At 44.1% G+C, this 21,077-nt stretch carries 19 protein-coding genes; 8 read left to right on the forward strand and 11 right to left on the reverse strand.

The features are described 5' to 3' along the window. Positions 1–5: 5 nt before the first annotated feature. The 3 genes from J3492_RS13300 to J3492_RS12295 all read right to left on the reverse strand — a co-directional run bounded on the left by J3492_RS13300 (position 6) and on the right by J3492_RS12295 (position 1,675). Positions 6–527, reverse strand: coding sequence for an IS630 family transposase (locus J3492_RS13300; RefSeq protein WP_243453170.1), 522 nt, complete (start codon positions 525–527; stop codon positions 6–8). Beyond that, on the reverse strand, positions 511–849 hold the full coding sequence (locus J3492_RS13305) for an IS630 transposase-related protein (RefSeq protein WP_243453171.1): 339 nt from the start codon (positions 847–849) through the stop codon (positions 511–513). The genes J3492_RS13300 and J3492_RS13305 overlap by 17 nt, the downstream gene beginning before the upstream one ends. A 214-nt stretch (positions 850–1,063) precedes the next feature. Beyond that, positions 1,064–1,675, reverse strand: coding sequence for a hypothetical protein (locus J3492_RS12295; RefSeq protein ID WP_207992342.1), 612 nt, complete (start codon positions 1,673–1,675; stop codon positions 1,064–1,066). A gap of 352 nt (positions 1,676–2,027) precedes the next feature. Between J3492_RS12295 and J3492_RS12300 the strand changes: the two genes are divergently transcribed. Further along, the gene (locus J3492_RS12300) at positions 2,028–3,074 is read left to right on the forward strand and encodes an NAD(P)H-dependent flavin oxidoreductase (protein WP_207992343.1); all 1,047 of its coding nucleotides are present in this window, start codon (positions 2,028–2,030) and stop codon (positions 3,072–3,074) included. 124 nt (positions 3,075–3,198) lie between these two features. Here the strand turns inward: J3492_RS12300 and J3492_RS12305 are convergent, their stop codons facing one another. After that, positions 3,199–4,146 carry an alpha/beta fold hydrolase gene (locus tag J3492_RS12305; RefSeq protein WP_207992344.1) on the reverse strand — a complete coding sequence of 316 codons (948 nt, stop codon included), beginning with the start codon at positions 4,144–4,146 and terminating at the stop codon, positions 3,199–3,201. A 225-nt stretch (positions 4,147–4,371) separates the two neighbouring features. On the opposite strand from J3492_RS12305, the gene J3492_RS12310 reads away from it, so the two are divergent. Both J3492_RS12310 and J3492_RS12315 read left to right on the forward strand, forming a co-directional pair. Then, on the forward strand, positions 4,372–5,886 hold the full coding sequence (locus J3492_RS12310) for an MATE family efflux transporter (RefSeq protein ID WP_207992345.1): 1,515 nt from the start codon (positions 4,372–4,374) through the stop codon (positions 5,884–5,886). Between the two features lie 56 nt (positions 5,887–5,942). Beyond that, on the forward strand, positions 5,943–6,167 hold the full coding sequence (locus J3492_RS12315; protein WP_481133201.1) for a DUF2798 domain-containing protein: 225 nt from the start codon (positions 5,943–5,945) through the stop codon (positions 6,165–6,167). On the opposite strand, the gene oppF is transcribed toward J3492_RS12315, so the two are convergent. From oppF to J3492_RS12340, 5 genes are all read right to left on the reverse strand, one after another. Further along, on the reverse strand, positions 6,161–7,192 hold the full coding sequence (gene oppF, locus J3492_RS12320) for a murein tripeptide/oligopeptide ABC transporter ATP binding protein OppF (RefSeq protein WP_207992346.1): 1,032 nt from the start codon (positions 7,190–7,192) through the stop codon (positions 6,161–6,163). The two genes, J3492_RS12315 and oppF, sit on opposite strands and share 7 nt — an antisense overlap. Positions 7,193–7,195: 3 nt before the next feature. Then, the gene (gene oppD, locus J3492_RS12325; RefSeq protein ID WP_243453250.1) at positions 7,196–8,347 is read right to left on the reverse strand and encodes an oligopeptide ABC transporter ATP-binding protein OppD; all 1,152 of its coding nucleotides are present in this window, start codon (positions 8,345–8,347) and stop codon (positions 7,196–7,198) included. A gap of 22 nt (positions 8,348–8,369) precedes the next feature. Further along, positions 8,370–9,275, reverse strand: coding sequence for an oligopeptide ABC transporter permease OppC (gene oppC, locus J3492_RS12330; RefSeq protein ID WP_207992347.1), 906 nt, complete (start codon positions 9,273–9,275; stop codon positions 8,370–8,372). A 74-nt stretch (positions 9,276–9,349) separates the two neighbouring features. Further along, a complete protein-coding gene (gene oppB / locus J3492_RS12335) occupies positions 9,350–10,270 on the reverse strand; it encodes an oligopeptide ABC transporter permease OppB (protein WP_207992348.1) in 921 nt (306 codons plus the stop codon). Positions 10,271–10,434: 164 nt separating this feature from the next. Further along, a complete protein-coding gene (locus J3492_RS12340; RefSeq protein WP_207992349.1) occupies positions 10,435–12,108 on the reverse strand; it encodes an ABC transporter substrate-binding protein in 1,674 nt (557 codons plus the stop codon). A gap of 437 nt (positions 12,109–12,545) precedes the next feature. Here J3492_RS12340 and J3492_RS12345 point away from each other — a divergent pair, with 437 nt between their 5' ends. The 5 genes from J3492_RS12345 (at position 12,546) to J3492_RS12365 (ending at position 17,498) form a co-directional block, all read left to right on the forward strand. Further along, the gene (locus tag J3492_RS12345; RefSeq protein ID WP_207992350.1) at positions 12,546–13,604 is read left to right on the forward strand and encodes a DUF2157 domain-containing protein; all 1,059 of its coding nucleotides are present in this window, start codon (positions 12,546–12,548) and stop codon (positions 13,602–13,604) included. After that, positions 13,601–14,719 carry a DUF4401 domain-containing protein gene (locus J3492_RS12350; RefSeq protein ID WP_207992351.1) on the forward strand — a complete coding sequence of 373 codons (1,119 nt, stop codon included), beginning with the start codon at positions 13,601–13,603 and terminating at the stop codon, positions 14,717–14,719. The genes J3492_RS12345 and J3492_RS12350 overlap by 4 nt, the downstream gene beginning before the upstream one ends. Next, on the forward strand, positions 14,679–15,338 hold the full coding sequence (locus tag J3492_RS12355) for a GDYXXLXY domain-containing protein (RefSeq protein WP_207992352.1): 660 nt from the start codon (positions 14,679–14,681) through the stop codon (positions 15,336–15,338). The genes J3492_RS12350 and J3492_RS12355 overlap by 41 nt, the downstream gene beginning before the upstream one ends. A gap of 121 nt (positions 15,339–15,459) precedes the next feature. Further along, a complete protein-coding gene (locus J3492_RS12360; RefSeq protein ID WP_207992353.1) occupies positions 15,460–16,437 on the forward strand; it encodes a zinc-binding dehydrogenase in 978 nt (325 codons plus the stop codon). Between the two features lie 56 nt (positions 16,438–16,493). Then, the gene (locus J3492_RS12365) at positions 16,494–17,498 is read left to right on the forward strand and encodes a YhdH/YhfP family quinone oxidoreductase (RefSeq protein WP_207992354.1); all 1,005 of its coding nucleotides are present in this window, start codon (positions 16,494–16,496) and stop codon (positions 17,496–17,498) included. 151 nt (positions 17,499–17,649) lie between these two features. Here the strand turns inward: J3492_RS12365 and J3492_RS12370 are convergent, their stop codons facing one another. Beyond that, a complete protein-coding gene (locus tag J3492_RS12370; protein ID WP_207992355.1) occupies positions 17,650–19,080 on the reverse strand; it encodes an ATP-binding protein in 1,431 nt (476 codons plus the stop codon). A gap of 58 nt (positions 19,081–19,138) precedes the next feature. Beyond that, positions 19,139–20,755, reverse strand: coding sequence for a glutamine-hydrolyzing GMP synthase (guaA, locus tag J3492_RS12375; protein ID WP_207992356.1), 1,617 nt, complete (start codon positions 20,753–20,755; stop codon positions 19,139–19,141). Positions 20,756–21,077 lie beyond the last annotated feature (322 nt).

Consider the following 21,077-nt stretch of genomic DNA (forward strand, 5'->3'; position numbering starts at 1 on the left):
TATAGTCAATCCACAATAAAACTGGAACAGCCCATATCCTGAAACAGTTTAGGCAGATTATTCTCCATCCACCCTTGGCGTAGAAACTTAGCCTGTGCCCACTTCTTCTCGATAGGGTTCAGATCAGGGCTGTACGGCGGCAGCCAAAGAATACGATGGCCATGTCTGTTGAGTAGTTTTTGGATACGTCTGCTTTTATGAAACCGAGCGTTATCCATGACAATCACGCTCTTGGTTTTAAGACTTGGAATAAGTGTGAACTTACACCAGTCATAAAATATATTACTATTGATATTGGTCTCAAAGTAATCAAGCGCAAACAGCATTTTTTTATAGAGAGCACCGATGACATTCGTACGCTTCTTTGCTTGCCAGTTGTAGCTGTCGACACAGGGTTTACCTATCCGTGCATAGCCGTAAGGTCTGATAGTTTCAGCCTCAAAGCCGCTTTCATCCATATAAACGATGGGATAGCCTTGAGTCATATAATTACTTAAATGATTGAGATACTTAGCTCTTTTTATCAAACAGGCTTTTGGATGTTTTAAGGTCTTTTTTTTGACTGATGCTAAGGCGTTTTAATGCGGCTTCTATGCCTGACTTACTACAGCCTAAACGCTGTGCTCTCTCGTACATATAATCGTCTGGATGCTGCTTAACATCTTTCAGTAAGGCTTCATTTGATATTTTAGTCGGTGCTTTATTTCTGGTTGTTTTAGGAACTAAGCTCTGCTGCCAGCTATGAATCGAGCTTGTGCTAAGCTGATAAAAGTTAGCTGCTTCTCGAATGGTCATGCCATCGGTAATGCTTCGTAACACTTGTTTGCGAAAGTCGATTGAATAGGTCATCGTTTATTTCACTAAATGAATTGGTTATAAATATTGTATCGGTTTTATCTAAGATTTACTATAGATAATAAAGTAATAGAGATAGGTCAGTCCTCTGTTCATCATTTTGATGATTTGGGAGCTGACCTATTTTTTATTTATTATTTCTATAAACTTCAATTGCTTACATGAACCCTTAAAACCAACTGATAGGCAAAAACCCGTTAAAACCTTTTTAACTATCTTTATAACTAGGTGGGAACTTCTCTTTTCCATATATCCATAAGAACTTATCAATATCTTTAGCATTGTTTCCGTTAAGACTGTAATAATCAACAAAATCTAAAATTACTTGGTGAAATTTTTCAAAATCCTTTAAATCCTTCTTTTTAAACTCTGAAAAACCATCTCTCTTCTTATAGGCCATGAGGGTCTTTTCTACAAAACTATCATATATAGAATAGTCTGTTTGATTATGCCAGTTGCAATACTTAGTAGCAAAAGAATAAAAATTAATTTCTGTATTATGCTTCTTAGTACGAATATTATGCCCAGTAGCGATTTGATGTACCGTCTTAGGATTACCTGCCTTTATATTTTCGTCGATGTCACACTTTAAGATATGCTGAGCCACCCTAAAGACACTATAGATGCTAGTGCTATATAATTCATTAACTACACTAACTTTTAAAATAATATCTTCAAGAGAAGTATTATATGGAAACGCTGTGAACAATTTTATTATTGCACTATCTCCATACTTGTATCTTTCATCTAGCTCAAATTTATCTATATATTGCTTTACTAACTTTTCAGTAGGATGATCTAAAAGAATATTACTTTTCACATTATTCCTCATTTTATTTTAGGTTTTTTTAAACTGTTTATTTGCGTAAATTAAAACATGAGCTTACAGAAACTCTCGGGACTAGCCTAATATTTTTTTCGAAAGAGCCTTTTTTATACTTCATTAAGTATTTATTTCAACTTTCTATGATGAGGCACTTTAACGGCGTTAAGTATATGAGTTAATAGCTGTTAACTAAAGCTTTGTAGTCAAATGTTTTAACTACAATCTTGTAGTCAAAACATACTTCTTCTATTTAGCAACTAAATAAACACTATCTAACATACTTGTTGCCTGCCTCTGTTAAAGTAAGTCATGTAAAATGCCTAATAAAATAAAAAGGAAGCCCGTCATGACCTTACTAAATACCCTCAATTTAACCTACCCTATCGTGCAAGCGCCGATGGCAGGCGGCGCTACGACTCCTGAGCTGATTGCTGATGTTAGTAATTTTGGCGGACTGGGCTCATTGGGTGCTGGCATGACGGCACCAGATGTTTTGGATAGCCAAATTAATACCATTAAATCGCTCACTGATCGTCCTTTTATGGTCAATCTAATGGTGTTATCTGAGCATGACTCCAATACCTTTGATACCTCCATTCCGCATTGGCTAAGTAAGTACTATCAAGAAAAAAACATAGAAGTTGCGTTACCTAAACGCCCAGCGCTCAGCTTTGCAGAGCAGCTACAAGTGCTCTATGACAACCCTGTTCCTGTCGCCAGCTTTACCTTTGGCATTATTAGCGCTGAGCAGGTACAACGCTTGCAAAGTGTCGGTACGCGCGTCATTGGTACCGCCAATCATCCATTGGAAGCAAAAGCTTGGGCAGAGATTGGTGCTGATGCGGTATGTGTGCAGGGAGTCGAAGCTGGTGGACATCGCGGCGGGTGGTTACCGCAAAGCGCAAAAGATCCATTGGGATTATTAACGCTGATTAGCCAAACACGCGCTTGCACTGATATTCCGTTAATCGCTGCGGGTGGTATTATGACTGGGCAAGCCATCAAGGCTGTGCAAACAGCAGGTGCCGAACTTGCACAAATAGGAACGGCATTTTTGACTACAGATAAATGCGGTATCAATGACACCTATAAACAAGCATTACTAGATGCCAGTCAAGATAAGCGCAGTAGCGAAACACGCTTAACCCGGCTATTTTCAGGTAAGCAAGCACGCAGCTTATTAAATGATTATCTGCGAGACTTTGCGCAATTTGAGAATGCTCATGAACTACCGCCATACCCACAATTGAACGCCATGACCAAGTTTATGCGGGCGCATGCAACCAAAGACTCTGATCCAGAACATCAGTCTTTATGGGCAGGACAAGGAGTCGCCTTGGTCAGACAAGAAAGCACGATTGAATTGCTAGAGCGACTGGTAAAGGATTTGTAATTTGATTAGCGTAGGCTAGGTTTCTAACCCTGAGAAGCGTTAAAAAAATCGTACTGCAATTTTAGCTTCGTAAGGAAAATGCTGGGTTAAAACCCCAGCCTGCTATACCTAAACAACTATTTAACTACTTATTAACTCCCTCCCGAAACTTTTTATAATCCTCCGCCGTCTGCTCCACTGCCTCTATCATCGGTACATGACCGACATCTGGCATCATAATGACTTGCGCATGTGGCATCAGCTCAGACATGAGTTCAGCAGTTTCAGGCTTGATGATATTGTCCTTCTCTCCCCAAACGATGAGTGTCGGAATGCTATGTTTAGCGATGATCTTGCTGCGCTCCTCAACATTGTCTTCAACGATCTGCTCAAGGATTTTTTTATGGAGCTCCTGATTGGCTATATTGTCTTGGGCAAATACCGCTTGCACTGACTTTGGAATATAAGGCGGATCAAACATCACCAAGTCAAACAGTGCAAAATACTGCGCCGTGTTATCAATAACCAATGGATTGTCATCAGGCGTCGCATCCTGATACGCTTCAAACAATCCTGCTGACCAAAATCCAGCACTATCGAGTAACCATAAACTCTCAACGCTGTCTGGATACAAAGCGGCATAGGCGACACTGATACTACCGCCCATCGAGTTGCCACCGACGTGAATAGCAGATGCTAAACCTTTGGCTTGCAGCAATTCATGCAAGCGCTGAGCCTGTGCCTCACTTCGGTAATCTGCCGCCATCGGCTTGCTAGAATCTCCAAAACCTAACAAGTCTGGAATAATCAGATGATAGTCATCCAGCTTATCAGCGATGCGAGTAAAGCTGTCCTTATTACCGCCAAAACCATGGATGAGCAAAAGAGGCTCACCTGCCAAGTTGCTATTTTCTAAATAGGTCATTTTATCGCCCGAGGCTAGCGTGAACGCTTTGGCCTTAAGATCTGACTTATTGCGTTCGTACGTTACCAGCTTTTGTGTTGTGGCAACGGCAAGGCTATTGGGCGCAGTGGTACAGCCGACCATAGAAAGACTAAACAGCACGGCTAGGCCTAAACGTTTTAAGAGCATTAGAACATCCTTGTTATATAGTAGATTCAATTTAAAAATATTATAGCCATTATCCTCGCCTCTAAATGGCAGGAGATCAAGTAAAAATAAAATACAGCCCACTATAGTGTTTACTGAGGATGTACAGCTCTCATAAAGACGGCGCATACATTGTCGTTTATCATAAGCGATTCTTGATATAGCTACCACATATACAGTTTTTTGAATGATACAAAAGGATAAACATTGAGTAAAACAACTACCGCCACTGGTAAGCAGCGTGACCTTACCCAAGGCTCCATCGCCAAAACGATGCTTTTGTTTGCTTTGCCAACGCTTGGATCATCGGCATTACAGTCGTTAAACGGCTCGATCAATGCCATCTGGGTAGGACGGTTTTTGGGTGAGGAGGCGCTGGCGGCGACAGCAAACGGCAACATCTTGATGTTTATCTTGATCTCTTTTGTTTTCGGTTTCGGTATGGCGTCTACTATCTTGATCGGGCAAGCCATGGGACGCCGTGATGATACGCTGGTCAAACGCACTATGGGAACGGCGCTAGGTAGTATTATTCCAATAAGTGTGTTGGTAGCGGCTGTAGGATGGATATTTGCACCATTGCTGCTTGATCTATTGGGAACGCCGCCGAGTGCTGTAGAGCTCGCTCTAAGTTATCTGCGGATGATTTTTATTTCTATGCCCGTTACGCTTACTTTCACTCTGATCATGATGGCGCTACGTGGTACGGGCGACTCTACCACGCCGCTTTGGTTCATCGCCATGTCAGTTGCGATTGATTTGGTTTTGACGCCGACGCTTATCTTAGGTTTAGGGCCATTTCCTCAATGGGGTATCTTTGGCTCAGCCTTTGCTACAGCAGTCGCCAATACTTTAGCGCTGATTGGCATTATCTCTACAATGTATCTGCGTGGCTCTGTGTTGGCGCTTGGTAAGCCTGAGCTGCGGTTTTTGCGTGCCGATAAAGGCATTCTAAAATCGATGTTTTCCAAAGGGCTACCGATGGGCATTCAGATGATTGTCATCTCTTCAGCAGCGCTCACGATGCTGTCTTTAATCAACCGTGAAGGGGTACAGACGACAGCCGCTTATAGCGCCACCCAGCAGCTTTGGACTTATGTGCAGATGCCTGCAATGGCGCTCAGTGCAGCGGCGAGTGCGATGGTGGCACAGAATATCGGTGCAGGCCAATGGAGTAGAGTGTCAAAGATCACACACTGGGGGCTCGTTTTTAACCTTGTATTAACAGGCGCTGCCATCGTGATACTGACGATATTTGATAGCACTGTCTTGAGTCTGTTTTTGGGCAGTGACAGTCCAGCAGTACCGATTGGTCGCCATATTCAGCTGATGGCGACATGGGGTTTTCTCTTTTTTGGCATTGCACAGGTGTTCTTTGGTACCATGCGTGCGAACGGTTATGTGATCTGGCCGCTGATTGTGATGATTATCTCGATGTATCCGGTACGACTCGGCTTTGCTTTTGGGTTTTATTCAACCCTTGGCGCTGACGCACTTTGGCTGTCGTTTCCAGCAGGCATGGTAGCCACCGCTGTGATGGGGGCGGGATTATATCTGTACGGTGGATGGCGTAAAGGTAAGGTGTTTTCTTCAGAAGAGGCGGCGCAAAGAACCGAAGGTTATCGTGCGCAAGCAAGTACTTGTTCATCGTGTCGTGATGTCACTCCGACGACATCATGGCAGCAGCCAGAGGACTCAGAGACAGCCGTTCGTGGTACATAAAGACTACTTTATTTAGGATTAAAATTATTATGGCTTTGCCCAAACTTAGAATACGGATGCGCCGTAAGTACTATCGGCTGGTTTTTACTTTTTTAATGGCGCTCCTCATGTCCCTGATTATCTCGTCGGCGTTAATATTGGTCAAATCTGGGTATAGTGATCAATTTTTTTCAGACCTACTCAGCTCGTGGAGCTTGGCTTTTGTCTTTGCGTGGCCCAGCGCTTATATTTGTGCCTACCTCATTCAAGAGCATGTACTGAGCCGTATTGAGTTTTATTGAGTCGTTTCAACCTTGTTTTTTAGACAAGCTACTCTATGATTTAGATTGCCTTCTAAGACTGGCTTAATCTGAGGGCACTCTTCGTCAGCCAATGGACAGCGGGTTCGAAACACACAGCCAGATGGTGGGTTGATCGGACTAGGTAAATCGCCCTCTAACAGCTGAATGGTTTTGTTACGCTCAGCGATAGGATCAGGCAACGGTACCGCTGACATCAATGCTTGGGTATAAGGGTGCGTTGGATTGCCATAGACTGCTTTGTTTATCCCCAACTCAACAGCATGACCCAGATACATCACTAGCACTCGATCGGCAATATGTTTGATGACTGATAAATCGTGAGCGATAAAGATAAGTGCCAAACCCATTTCTTGCTGGATATCTTGTAATAAGTTAATCACCTGCGCCTGAATTGAGACATCCAAAGCGGAGACCGGCTCATCACAAATGATAATTTTGGGCTTCAGTATCAGCGCACGAGCAATACCAATACGCTGACACTGACCCCCTGAAAACTCATGCGGATAGCGGTTAATCTGATTGGAAAGCAGGCCAACCTTTTTCATGAGCGTACGTACCTCACCTTGGACTTCAGACTTTTTCATTTGTGGATAATAAGTACGTAGCGGCTCGGCAATGATGTCGCCTACTGTCATACGCGGATTGAGTGACGCTAGTGGGTCTTGAAATATCATCTGAATATCTTTGCGCTTCAGTCTCATGGTCTTTTTAGATGCGCCTACCATCTCTTCATCAGCAAATTGAATGCTGCCAGAGTTGGCTCGTACCAAGCCAATAATCGTCCTTGCAAGCGTTGATTTACCGCAGCCAGACTCGCCTACTACGCCTAAAGTCTCACCAGCGAACAGCTCAAATGACACGCCATCGACTGCTTTTAGTGTGTCGGGCTTTTGCCAAAAATATGAACCTTTGCGCTTGATATCAAAGGTAGTGTGCACATTTTGTACTTTTAACAATGGGGCTTGAACACTGCTGTTATGTGTCTCTATATTCGATATCGTCATACCCTAGCCCTCCAGATCTAATGGCTTATTTATCTCTGTCTCAGTCGCACTATCATTTACTGTATTCGCTGCACTGCTCGCTGAGTCATCTATTTGTATTTCAGGTTGCCAGTGACACGCTCGCTGACGCTCATTGGGTAAAAACTCAAGGGGCGGTGGTACATCACGGCAGATATCCATAGCATGCGGACAGCGCTCATGAAACGGGCAGCCCGTTGGTAGGTTAAGTAGGTTCGGTGGACTACCAGGAATGGTCTCCAGCTTACCGCCCTCATCATCAAGGCGTGGAATGGCTTTGAGCAGTCCCATAGTATAAGGGTGAGTGGGGGTATAAAATATCTCTTCGGTATCACCATAAGCCATCGTGCGACCAGCATACATGACTAGCACCCGATCACAGATACCTGCGACCACACCTAAGTCGTGAGTAATCATAACAATCGTAGTCCCAAAGTCACGTTTGAGCTCGTTGAGCAGCACCATAATCTGTGCTTGTACAGTAACGTCCAACGCCGTTGTGGGTTCATCAGCGATAAGCAGCTTGGGGCGACAAAGCAGGGCCATCGCAATCATCACTCGCTGACGCATACCACCTGAGAACTCATGCGGATACATGCCAATGCGCTTTTTGGCTTCAGGGATTTTAACTGCATCGAGCATACTTACTGACTCAGCCCAAGCCTCTTTTTTACTCATACCTTTATGCAAGATTAACACTTCGGCAAGCTGATCACCTATTTTCATATAAGGATTGAGTGAGGTCATTGGATCTTGAAAAATCATAGCGACTTGCTCAGCACGTACCTTATTGAGCGCTTTTTGTGATAAACCTAGCAGCTCTTTACCCTCAAAACGTACCGAACCTTTGGCATAACCATTCTTTGCCAATAATCCCATGATAGCGAAAGCGGTCTGCGACTTACCTGAACCAGACTCTCCAACGATGCCCAGAGTCTCGCCCTCATGCAGATTGAAGTTCAGACCATTAACTGCGGTGACCAGTCCCTCTTCTGTTGTGAACTGCACAGACAAGTCTTTGACCGCCAATAAACTATCGGATCGGTTTGCTTGTTCATTGAGCACTGCTGCCTCACCTACCTTGCGGACAGTAGCATCTATCTTTTTGGGCGCCCTATGGCTATCTTGCGTCGTCATAATGTTGTCCTAGTATGTTAGCCTAGCGGTCTTTAGGGTCGAACGCATCACGCAGACCATCGCCGATAAAGTTAAAGCAAAATAACGTAATGACCAAAAACACCGAAGGAATCAAGATCTGCCATGGTGCCACTTGCATCGTCTGTGAGCCTTCTTGCAATAGCGCACCCCAGCTGGTCATTGGCTCTTGTACCCCCAATCCCAAAAAGCTTAAAAATGATTCAAATAAAATCATCGTTGGTACCAGTAGTGAGGCATAAACCACCACCACACCAAGAACATTAGGCACGATATGGCGCATAATAATATTAAACCCTGACACCCCGCCGACATGCGCCGCTTCAATAAACTCTTTACTCTTTAGGCTCAGAGTTTGTCCACGGACGATACGAGCGACATCCAGCCATGACACCAGTCCAATGGCGACAAAGATTAAGATGAGGTTACGGCCAAATATGGTCACTAGCAAAATCACAAAAAACATAAACGGAAAGGCGCTTAAAATCTCCAAAAATCGCATCATAATCATGTCAACTTTACCGCCCAGATAACCTGAGGTCGCACCGTATACTGTACCAAACAGTACCGCGACAGTCGCACCCGCGATACCTACTAGCAAAGAGATACGCCCGCCTACAGCAGTACGTACCAATAAATCTCTACCAAGAGTATCTGTACCAAAGTAGTGCTTGTTCTCGATTGAAGGTGCCGCTTGCATAAAATTCCAATCCGTCTCTGCATAGCCATAAGGAGCAAGCATAGGAACAAATATCACAAAAGCGCCAACCAGCAGCAGGATAACAAAGCTGGTTACCGCTGCTTTGTTTTGATAAAAACGACGCCACGCATCTTGCCACAAGCTGCGACCTTTAATCTCATTGACGGGCAGATCTATCCGTTTGGTTGGCTGGTCTACGGTAAGGCTCATAATCGTCCCTTTAGTCATCTACAGTTAAAATAGTAAGCGGTTGCATGTATGATAATTGATACTCAGCTCGGTGATTAATACTGAACTTTGGGATCAATAATGGCGTATAAAATATCGACAATGGCATTAAAGGCAATTGTCAGTACACCAACCAAAATAGTTAGGCTTAGCACCACGCCATAATCACGGTTTAAGGCGCCATTGACAAATAACTGTCCGATGCCTGGCAGCCCAAAGATGGTCTCAATCACAATAGAGCCAGTGATGATACCCACAAACGCAGGGCCCAAATAAGAGATGACAGGTAGCAAGGCTGGTCTGAACGCATGCTTCATCACGATCTGACGCATCGGCAGCCCTTTTGATTTAGCCGTTCGGATATATTGACTGTTCATGACCTCGATCATAGAGCCACGCATAATCCTAGCGATACTAGCGACATAGGCCAGTGCTAGAGCAGTGACTGGCAAGATAAGGTTTTGCAGCGCCCCATCATTCCAGCCGCCAGCCGGTAACCATTGTAAAATAATCGCAAATATGAGCACCAATAAGGGCGCTTTCACAAAGCTTGGTATCACAACGCCAGTCATCGCAAAAGCCATTAGTAGATAATCAATCCATGAGTTTTGCTTTAAGGCAGCGATAACACCCAAAATCAACCCTAAGACCAGCGCCACAATAAAAGCATAAAACCCCAACTCTATTGAGACTGGCAGTGACTGCGATAACAGCTCATTGACCGTATAGTCCTTATACTTAAATGATGGACCAAAATCACCGACCGCCAGCTGCTTGAGGTAATTAATATATTGCAGCCACATCGGAGCATTAAGATTATATTTGGCCTCGATATTGGCAAGGACGGCAGGTGATAAGTTACGCTCCGTAGTAAAAGGGCTACCAGGCGCCAAACGCATCATAAAAAAGGACACGGTAATTAAGATAAACATAGTCGGAATGGCTTCTAAGATACGCCGAAAGATGAGCTTTAGCATAACGTCCCTTTATAGCTACTGAATGGTAAGAGGTAGGCCTAAAACAATAGAGTGCTATGAGCCAGATACAACCTGCCGCATAGCACTCTTTGATAAACGTCTTAAGTAAAGTCACTAAGATAAGACCTCTTAGCTCCGACTACTTAAATAAAACCTTGTATTGATTAATGCTTAGCAATAGAGATGTCTTTGCCATGCCAATTGTCTAGTGCATCAGTGTTTGAATACCCAATCACATAAGGCTTGACCAGACGTGGGCTGACGTAGTGATAGATATTCAGTAGCCCCATGTCATTATCAAGTTGGGCTTCAGCTTGCTGATATAAATCGCTACGCTGCTCATCGCTTAAGCCAGGCTTAAGTGTTTGCGCCATGAGACTGTCAAAATTAGGGCTATTGTACTTACCATAGTTGCCGCTATTGTCAGATTTGGCAATATTCAAGAAGCTTGAAGGCTCGTTGTAATCTGCACACCAGCCTGCACGAGCGATTTCATAATCGCCATTACGGCGTGTATCGAGGTAGGTTTTCCACTCTTTGTTGGTCAAGGTCACATCAACAAACCCAAGCGCCTGCTCCCATAGTGAAGTGGCGGCGATGGCGATTTTCTTATGGTTATCATTGGTGTTATATAGTAGCTCAAAGCTTAGCGGGTTATTTTCATCATAGCCTGCTGCATTAAGTAGCTTTTTGGCTTCAGCAACACGTTTGTCTTGATCCCACGTTGACCACTCTGGCGTGTTTGTGACGTTGCCGTTGGTTGAGGTTGGGGTGAGCTGATACGCTGTCGTCTGCCCTTGTCCAATCACTTTGTCTGCGATGGTATCGCGGTCTAGAGCCAAAGATAGCGCACGACGCACTTTTGGATCATCAAATGGAGGCTTAACCGTATTGAACTCATAGTAATAGGTACACAGTAGCGGCGATATCTTGAGCTCATCGCCATGCTGTTGTTGTAGTGAAGTAAACTGTTCAGTCGGGATTTCATTGTAGGTCATGTCTACCTCACCAGCTTGATAGCGAGCCACATCGGTGACACTAGAGGGTATCGGTAGCATGGTGATGGTTTCAAGGGTGGTATTGGCATCGTCGTAATATTCAGGGTTACGTGTCAATACGATCTCATCATTGATCTGCCACTTGCTGACCTTGTAGGGACCATTGACCACGATATTATCAGGACTCGTCCATTTATCACCGAACTCCTCGACCGTCTTTTGATGTACTGGCTTGACTGAAGTGTGAATCAGCATATCAGGGAAGTATGGCACTGGGTCTGTTAAGGTCACTTGTAGGGTTTTATCATCAATAGCTTCTACGCCTAGGGTTTCTACACCTGCTTCGCCTTCGACAATTTGCTTAGCGCCAGCAACTTGGGCATCGACCAGATAGCTTGAGTAAGGAGATGCTGTATTGGGGTCCACCACTCGGCGTAAGCTGTAAACAAAGTCCTCTGCAGTGACTGGATCGCCATTTGACCAGTTGGCATCACGCAGTTTAAACGTCCAGACTTTATTATCAGCGCTTTCCCACTCGGTTGCCATACCAGGGACGGTTTTGCCATTAGCATCAGTGCTAGTCAAACCCTCTAGCATCTGACGAATCACGCCAGCTTCAGGTACACCAGATACTTTATGTGGATCAAGCGACTCAGGTTCAGTACCATTATTAACCACCAGCTCTTGTTTTTCAGCCAAGACATTGGGATCAATATTAGCACCAGCGCTGGCACTGCTATCATTGGTTGTGTTATTGCTACAGCCTGTCACAAACATGGCAAGGGCAATAGAGGTAGGCAAAATTAGAGCGGCACGGAGGGTAGTAGGGTTGCAAGTCATATAATATCCTATCAGTCAAATGGCGGGCAGATTGACTAGACTTCTTTTAGTAAATCCATTTAAGTTAATATTGCTTTCATATAAGAAACTATTAGTAGCATTAATAATAAAAAAAGTTATCAATGTCAACATTTTTCAATTTTCTAGAAACAAACTCAAATGATTCAATATCTCAATATGATCATAAACAAGTGTCAAAACGACCCAGAACCCTACCAATTCACAACTTTTTGCTTCTTTTTTTGTTAAAAACCTATTATTTATCCAAGCGCTAGGCGGATGTTATAAATTGTAGCTGAGATTTATTTAGGATCCGTTAGGCCCTCAATAGAACTTATGACATGGTTTAATTCTGCTGTTTTGATTTTAATAAACATCTCATCGCTTTATAAAAACAGCTAATATAATAAGCATACAATACTGATTTAGAGATCACGATGAGTCATTCTCGGCGTACCATCGAGCAGCTGCTTAAGCAAGGTGCCCTTCCTGTAGAACACACCGATACGGCCGCCAAGCATCTAGGTATCTATCCAAACAAACAAAGCTGGCTCGCCTTCTTTGATAAAGCATTACTCATCATTGGCGCAGTAGCGTTGGCACTGGCACTGGTATTTTTTATCGCCTACAACTGGATAGAGATGGGCAAACTGGGCAAATTTGCCTTGGTCGAAGGTGCGTTAGTCATTAACATTGCAGCTTATGTGTTATTGGCTTTTAAACGCAAGTCCAAGCTTATTCAGCAGCTACTTTTGCTTATTGCTAGTGTCATTACTGGCAGCTTGCTGGCGCTATTTGGTCAGGTCTATCAGACAGGGGCGGATACGTGGCAATTGTTCTTTGGTTGGGCGGTTTTGATTACGCCTTGGGTGATGATTGCACGTTTCCCTATGCTGTGGTTATTGTGGCTTGGGCTTATCAATGCCGCATTATTGCAGTACATTTCCGCTGCGCCTTTTTTTATGAGTGCCACGCCTTACTTGCTTCGTATTGGAGCTCTGGCGATCGTCAACACGCTCATGTTTATACTGTGGTGGCGGTTTTTGGAAAGCGATACATTGACTGATAAACGTCATCTGGCCGTTGCTCACTTACACTGGAGCACTTATGTGGTTGGGGCACTCAGTACTTATTTTATTACTCATCTTGCCATTCTTTATGTGATTAGCGATATCAATGCACTAACAGCCATCTTCACTTTATTGTCATGGGTGGGCTGGTGCGTGTTGATATATTGGCGCTTTCATCAGCGCTCAGTCAATGTGCTGATGCTGACTTTTCTGTGTTTTTCTATTATCGTTGTGGCGCTTTTTTGGGCTGGCAAGTTTGTGCTCAATGACTTTGATGCTGGAGGATTGTTTACCTTAGCATTATTACTGATTGGTATGAGCTCATATGCCGTCGCTTGGCTACGAAAACTGGCAAACCTTGAGCAGCAGCCTTTAGATGACAAAAATGCTAGAACCTCACTAACGGATCAAGGGGGAAAATCATGACTGATGACCCTCAACAAGCCCTCATAGAACTAAAACGTATTGGCCTAATCAACGACCACGCAACCCTTGATAGTCAATCAAGCGATCACACGCCTTGGTATTTACAGGTATTTTTTGGTTTAAGTGGGGTACTCGCAAGCGTGCTGTTTTTGGCATTTTTAACCCTGATTTTGGTTGAAACCAACATTCTTGATAGTACGGCAGGCATCTTTATCGTTGGTGCCCTGCTAAGCGCTGCAGGTGGGTTTATGTTTCACCACGAGCATATACGCCAGAGTCCATTTTGGCATGGTTTGGCCTTTGCGATTAGTGGTGCAGGACAGGTTTATATTGCCATTGCCTTGTTTATGGAGGGCATAGTGCCAATCAGCTTATGGCTGTTTTTACTTATTAAAACCCTGCTCACCATCCTCATGCCAAACTTTGTCTATCGTCTACTAAGCAGTGCGATAGCTCTAGGATGTATAGTCTATTTGCTCAGTTATTATGGTATACCTGAATTTAGTTTAGGCTTGTTGGCATTGGTCGTGATAGTCGCCAATTTGCAACGCTACTCCCTGTTACAGCGGGTCCCTCACAAAGCTCGTTTGGCGGCCTTTGATATTAGCAAAGCGGTTGCTCATAGTAGCGCTCTTGTGCTTCTGGGCGTCTCCGTTTACTTTATCGTCAGTGAAGGCACTTATGCTGTTGCTACTTATAATGAAGGATTTCACTATAACTATTACTTGGCACAAGGATTACTGACGCTCGCCAGCCTTTACGCCGCTTATTTGATTCTTAGACGCTATCACTTCAAGACTCTATCAGTCGCAGGACTCATAATCGTATCTGCCCTTGCTGTATTGGGCGTGATGTCAATCTATGTCTCAGGACTGCTCGCCACCAGTCTCGTTATCGTTATCGCTATGGCAAACAGCCAACGCCTACTATTAGGTGCGGGAGTTTTTGCTTTGGTTGGCTATGTGTTTTGGTATTACTATCAGCTTGATACCTCACTGCTCACTAAGTCGATCTCTATGCTCATAATCGGTATTGGCCTGTTACTGATGCGCTGGCTACTGATTGGGCGTTATTTTGCCAACCACCGACACAGCGAGGGGCTTTACCATGACTGAGCTTGGACGCATAAAAACCCCCAATAATAAGTCACCAGCACCGAGTGCTTTATCTCGCTCGTTACCTTGGTGGCAAAGACGGCTATTTACGACCGGTATTGCCATAGTGAGCTTACTGCTGATTTTGGCAGTCATGACATTTAATATTATAAAGTACGAAAACCACCTCTCTACAGGCAATACAGTATTGCTACAGCTGGCACCTGTCGACCCGCGCGGTTTTATGCAGGGTGATTATATGACGCTGCGCTATGCATTAGAAAACGAGGTGTTTGCAGCACTAGACAGAGACCCAAGCAGCTACCTCACCAACGAAGAAGGCTATGTCATCATCACTGTGGATGATAATCAAGTGGGGCATTTTTTACGATTGGCAAAAAACAACCATCCTGACACTTTGGCCACTGATGAAATGGCGATTTACTATCGTATTCGTCTCGGCTCCATGAAACTTGCGACCAATGCTTTTTTCTTTCAAGAAGGTCATGCTGAGGCGTTTGAAGCAGCAGAATACGGCTTGTTTCGGGTCAATGATAAAGGCGAGCCGCTACTGACTGACATGGTGGATAAAGACTTTGTCATCATTGCAGGAGCAGCAATTCAAAACGACGAGTCATAGAATAAAAAAGATACTGCTTATGTAACCAAAGTTGCATTGCGACACCTCAGTGTCATTTGTTATGGTAAGTGCCTGATAATTTTTATTACCTAAGACTGAGCACTCAAAAAAAGGATTTATTATGCGTAGCGCAACTTATAACGAATTTGGCAGACCAACTGAAGTACTTAGCCTCGGCGAACGCCCTATTCCAGAGCCAAAGGCCAATGAAGTCCGTGTCAAAACGGTACTTGCCTCTATCCATAACCACGACCTATTGACCATCCGTGGTAAGTACGGCTTTAAGCCTGAGCTGCCAGCGATTGGCGGTAGTGAAGCCGTTGGCGTCATCGATGCCGTAGGCAGTGAGGTAAAAGACTTAAAAGTTGGTCAGCGTGTTGCTGCAGCTAGCGTGCAAGCGACTTGGGCAGAGTATTTCGTTGCCGCCGAGCATATGATTTTTCCGATCCCAGAAAGCTTAGACGATGAAATGGCAGCGCAGCTGATCGCTATGCCGCTCAGTGCTCTGATGCTGCTTGAGTTCTTAGAAGTGGAGAGCGGTCAGTGGATCATTCATAATGCGGCCAATGGCGCAGTCGGCAAATCGCTTGCGCAGCTTGCTGGCGCACGTGGCGTCAACACCATCAACGTGGTACGTAGCAGCGACGCCATAAAAGAGCTAGAGGCGATCGGCGCAGAGCACAACGTCAGCACTGATAATGACGACTGGAAAGAGCAAGTCAAAGCCATCCTTGGTGATGATCATATCAGTGCGGCGGTCGACTCTGTCGGTGGCGAAGACAGTGGTGACCTACTCTCTTTACTTGGACACTATGGCACTTTTGCGGTATTTGGTGCGATGTCAGGTAAGCCAATGGTACTCAACCCGACTCACATGATCTTTAAACAAGCGACATTAAAAGGCTTTTGGGGCAGTAAGCTGAGCCAAGAGATGAGCGTCGAGGATAAGCAACGCCTGATCGATGAGCTGGTTGATAGAGCGACTAGCGGCAAGCTTAAATTGCCTGTCGAGGCGGTGTTTGACTTGGCTGATGTTTTAGATGCTGTGGATGGTAAGCTGCAAAAAGAAAAAAGCGGCAAGGTGTTATTAAAGCCTTAAGCGTGTATTTTTACGCTCCTATTTATTCATAAAAAACCATTCATAGGAAGTACGTTATGTCTGACAACACATTTTTTAAAGCCCTAGTGGTCGAAGAAACTGACGCTGGTAACTTTGATAAAAGCATTCAGCAGCGTCAAGTCAGTGATTTACCTGAAAATGATTTGCTGGTTGAGGTGCATTATTCATCATTGAATTTCAAAGATGCGATGTCGGCATCAGGCAATAAGAGAATCACTAGAAACTATCCGCACACCCCTGGTATTGATGCGGCAGGAATCGTAGTCAGTGATAAGTCTGGCACTTTTAAAGAAGGGCAAGAGGTCGTGGTCTTTGGCTATGATCTGGGCATGGATACCGCTGGCGGTTTGGCGCAAATGATCTCTATCCCTGCTGATTGGGCGGTGGAATGTCCATCTTCTTTAACATTAAAAGAAGCGATGATTTATGGTACGGGCGGTTTAACGGCTGCTTTGAGTGTGCAAAAGCTGGAGAAAATGGGCGCAAAACCTGAAGATGGTCCCGTCGCCGTCACAGGCGCAACCGGCGGTGTCGGTAGTATCAGTATTGCCATCCTAAAGCAGCTTGGCTATGACGTCATCGCCTTCTCTGGCAAGCCTGAGCAAAGCGATTATCTAAAAGCGCTTGGTGCAAACGAAGTCCGTCATCGCGATACTATTAATGAGATTGGAGATAAACCTGTCGGTCATGAGCTGTGGGCCAACGCCATTGATACCATCGGCGGTGATTATCTAGCCAACTTACTGAAGCAAACCAAAGCTGGCGGCGCAGTCACTTCTTGTGGCTTGGCGGGCGGTGCTGAGTTCTCGATGACAGTATTGCCGTTTATCACCCGCGCGGTGTCGCTACTCGGTATCGATTCGGTCTATATTCCACTGGACGATAAAAAGGCCATTTGGGAGCGTGTCGCTACCGATATGAAACTGCCTGATCTAGAAAGTTATGCTGAAGAAATCACCCTAGAGCAAACGCCTGAATACCTAGATCGCTTTATGGCGAGCCAAACAGTGGGGCGTTATGTGGTGAATGTGCGGGGTTAGGTTTTGGTTTAAAAGACAAGTTTTTAGATGATGGCAGTGCTCTTTTGGGGTGCTGCTTTTTTTTGGAAGTTAAATTTGCGTTCATTTGCGTTCATTTGCGTTCATTTGCGTTCATTTGCGTTCATTTGCGTTCATTTGCGTTCATTTGCGTTCATTTGCGTTCATTTGCGTTCAAAAAATAAACTGTAGATTTGCTTCGTCCTCGTGTATCAATAATATTTAACTCAATAAGTCTTTTAAGTCTTTGATAAATTTTTGTTCTACTTTCATCAAAATAAGACTCGACCTCCTTACGTGACATTTCATCATTAAGTTTAAGTAGTTTGATAATTTTCTCATCATTGCTATCAATGTGTTGTTCTAAATCTGTGATAAGTGAATTATTAGGTAGAGTATCTTCTTGGTCTACTGTGAAACCTAGTTCAAGTTGCTCAGCATTACTAAGGCTTTGCTTCAATTTGTCATTTCTTACGATCTCTACAGTATCTTCATCTAGACTATAATGTCTATTGTATAAAACTACCTTAAACTGATTAGCTGTAACGATAAACTCAGGCTCTTTTTCAGCATTTTTATAGCTTCCTAAGATCCTTCTAATTCCACTACCATAGTTTTCCATATAAGTTATTTTATCGAGTACATGAACCAAGTTACTATTACGACGAGCGCTAGTACCAGTTTTAATATCTTCAACACTTAACCCATCTGGTATATTACCTGCTGAGAATATCTCCATTCTATCATCGTAAATTTCTATCTTTGTATCTGCTGATAAGGTGTAATCACGATGAGCATAGGCATTAATTACTGCCTCTCTAATCGCTTTAGCGGGATAAGCCTCATACTCTGACCTTGCAGCGGAACCTGTAAACGATACTTTTTTATCATTTAATAAAGAAATATATTCAAGTGTTAGATCAACTTGCCTAACTAAAGAACCACTGAACTCTTTTTTTGCTAAAAAGTCATTACTCATATCTAAGCCGTCAACAACAGCTATTTTGGTTACAAAAGGGCTTTGCTCACTTAAGATTAATGCGCCATTGTTATACTCTTCGTTTAAATCAAGAAGTCTTAAGCTTTTTTCATCAAATGCAATGTCATTATCTAAAAGCTTATTTTGTAAATACTGAAAAGTTAATTTTTGTTTTGTTTGAGCGGTTTGTGCTTCAAACTTGTCGGCTACCTGAGCTTGTATCATTCGCTTGACCTCATCATCAGTAGCGCGTCGTTTACTGCTACCATTTCGGATGTAGATACCTTTACTATTAAAACCTTCACCATCTTTATAATAATAAGGTAGCTGCTCGCCTTTCTTGATATGGATAGCAAAATGATGAGCAGATACATCAAGTCTTACCAATCTATTTAGGGATAAATTAAAAGCGCTCTGTATCCAATCACTTAACAATGACTCCCAGCGCTTAAACTTATTGACTGATTCAGGGATAAATATACCGTCATCGTCAACGCCTAGAAAAATTGTACCGTCATTAGTATTGAGAAAAGCAGATATTTCAGCTTTTAAATCATTCACCTTTTTAGGGATATCAGACTTATACTCAACTGTTTGACTTTCCATACTTCATCTCTAATAGTTAATGACGATACTTCATTTCTTATTTAAATTAGCCAACCCCCTACTCCCACTCAATAGTAGCAGGCGGCTTACTCGATACATCATAAGTCACCCGTGAGACATCAGCGATTTCATTCATGATGCGGTTCGATACTGTCTCAATCAAATCATACGGCAGATGGGCAAAGCGTGCGGTCATAAAGTCCACCGTCTCAACCGCACGTAGCGCAATGACCCAAGCATAGCGGCGACCGTCGCCGACTACGCCGACTGACTTGATCGGTTGAAATACCGCAAACGCTTGCGCCGTCTTGTCGTACCAACCTGAACGCTCCAGCTCTTGCATAAAGATGGCATCGGCTTGACGCAGGATATCAGCATATTCTTTTTTCACCTCACCCAAGATACGCACGCCTAGACCTGGACCTGGGAAGGGATGACGGTAAATCATCTTCTCTGGCAGTCCAAGGGTGATACCGAGTTTACGCACTTCATCTTTAAACAGATCACGTAATGGTTCAACGAGTTCAAACGCCAAGTCATCGGGTAGACCGCCTACGTTATGGTGGCTCTTAATCACGTGCGCTTTGCCTTGATGCGATTTGGCAGATTCGATCACGTCAGGATAAATCGTCCCTTGTGCTAAGAATTCAATGGTTTTGCCATCGCTTTGCTCGCTGACTTCACGGGCACTATTGGCAAACACATCGATAAAGGTTTTACCGATGATTTTACGTTTGGCTTCAGGATCTGACTCGCCCGCTAGAGCGTCTAGGAACAAGTCTTCGGCATCGACACGGATGACTTTGACGCCCATGTTTTCGGCAAACACTTGCATGACCTGATCGCCTTCGTGCAGACGCAAGAGGCCATTATCGACAAACACACAAGTGAGCTGATCGCCAATCGCCTTGTGCAGTAGTGCGGCCACCACTGAGCTGTCGACGCCGCCTGACAGACCGAGCAACACTTGCTTGTCACCGATTTGCTCTTTGAGCTGTGCCACCCGCATATCGACGATATTGTCTGGCGTCCACTCGCCTGCACAATCACAGATCTGATGCACGAAACGACCCAGTAGCGCTTGACCTTGTAAGGTATGAGTCACTTCAGGGTGAAACTGTAGACCATAGTACTGCTTGTCGTCATTGGCCATGATCGCAATCGGGCAGCTTGGCGTGCTGGCGACAATATCAAAGCCTGCTGGCGCTTCGATGACCTTATCACCGTGACTCATCCAAACGTTTAGAGTGGTCGACGCCGCAGCACTGGAGTCGTCTTCTATACCATCGGTCAGCTGTGAATGCCCACTGACTTCTATCGTTGCCGCACCAAACTCATGGATATCGCTGGCATGCACCTTGCCGCCAAAACGATCGGCCATCGCTTGCATACCATAACAGATGCCAAGTACGGGGACGCCAAGCTCAAACACCGCATCATTGATACGTGGGCTGTTTTCTGCATGCACGCTCTCAGGGCCACCCGATAGGATGACGCCCTTGGCACCAAAATCAATAATGCGCTGAGTGTCGATATCAAAAGGGAACATCTCACAAAACACGCCAGAGTCGCGCACACGGCGGGCGATCAGTTGGCTGTACTGTGATCCAAAATCAAGAATAAGGATTCGGTCGGCTTTTATAACAGGTGTATTAGGCGTGGCGGTAGTGGTCATAAATAGATGTCCATCAATAGATAAAATAATGGCCTATTTTAACAAGTTTGGACAAGTTATTGGCCACAAAAACCATTTATTATAATGAGCAACTGCGATTTAAACAGTTATTTACCAATAGTTTGCTATACTTTTATCGATGATTAGGATAAAAACCAATCAAAACTTACCATTACCATCAGCTCAAACAAAAGTCATTACGCTATAGTCAGGTTAGTATAAAAAAGGGTGGTGTATCAGAAAGTATGCTGAGGAAATAAAAGGAGAGTGACAGCCGAAGCAAGATGATATATTTGAGGTTATGAAGACACAAATAGAAATC

It is taken from the genome of Psychrobacter coccoides (assembly GCF_017498085.1).
Classification (GTDB): domain Bacteria; phylum Pseudomonadota; class Gammaproteobacteria; order Pseudomonadales; family Moraxellaceae; genus Psychrobacter; species Psychrobacter coccoides.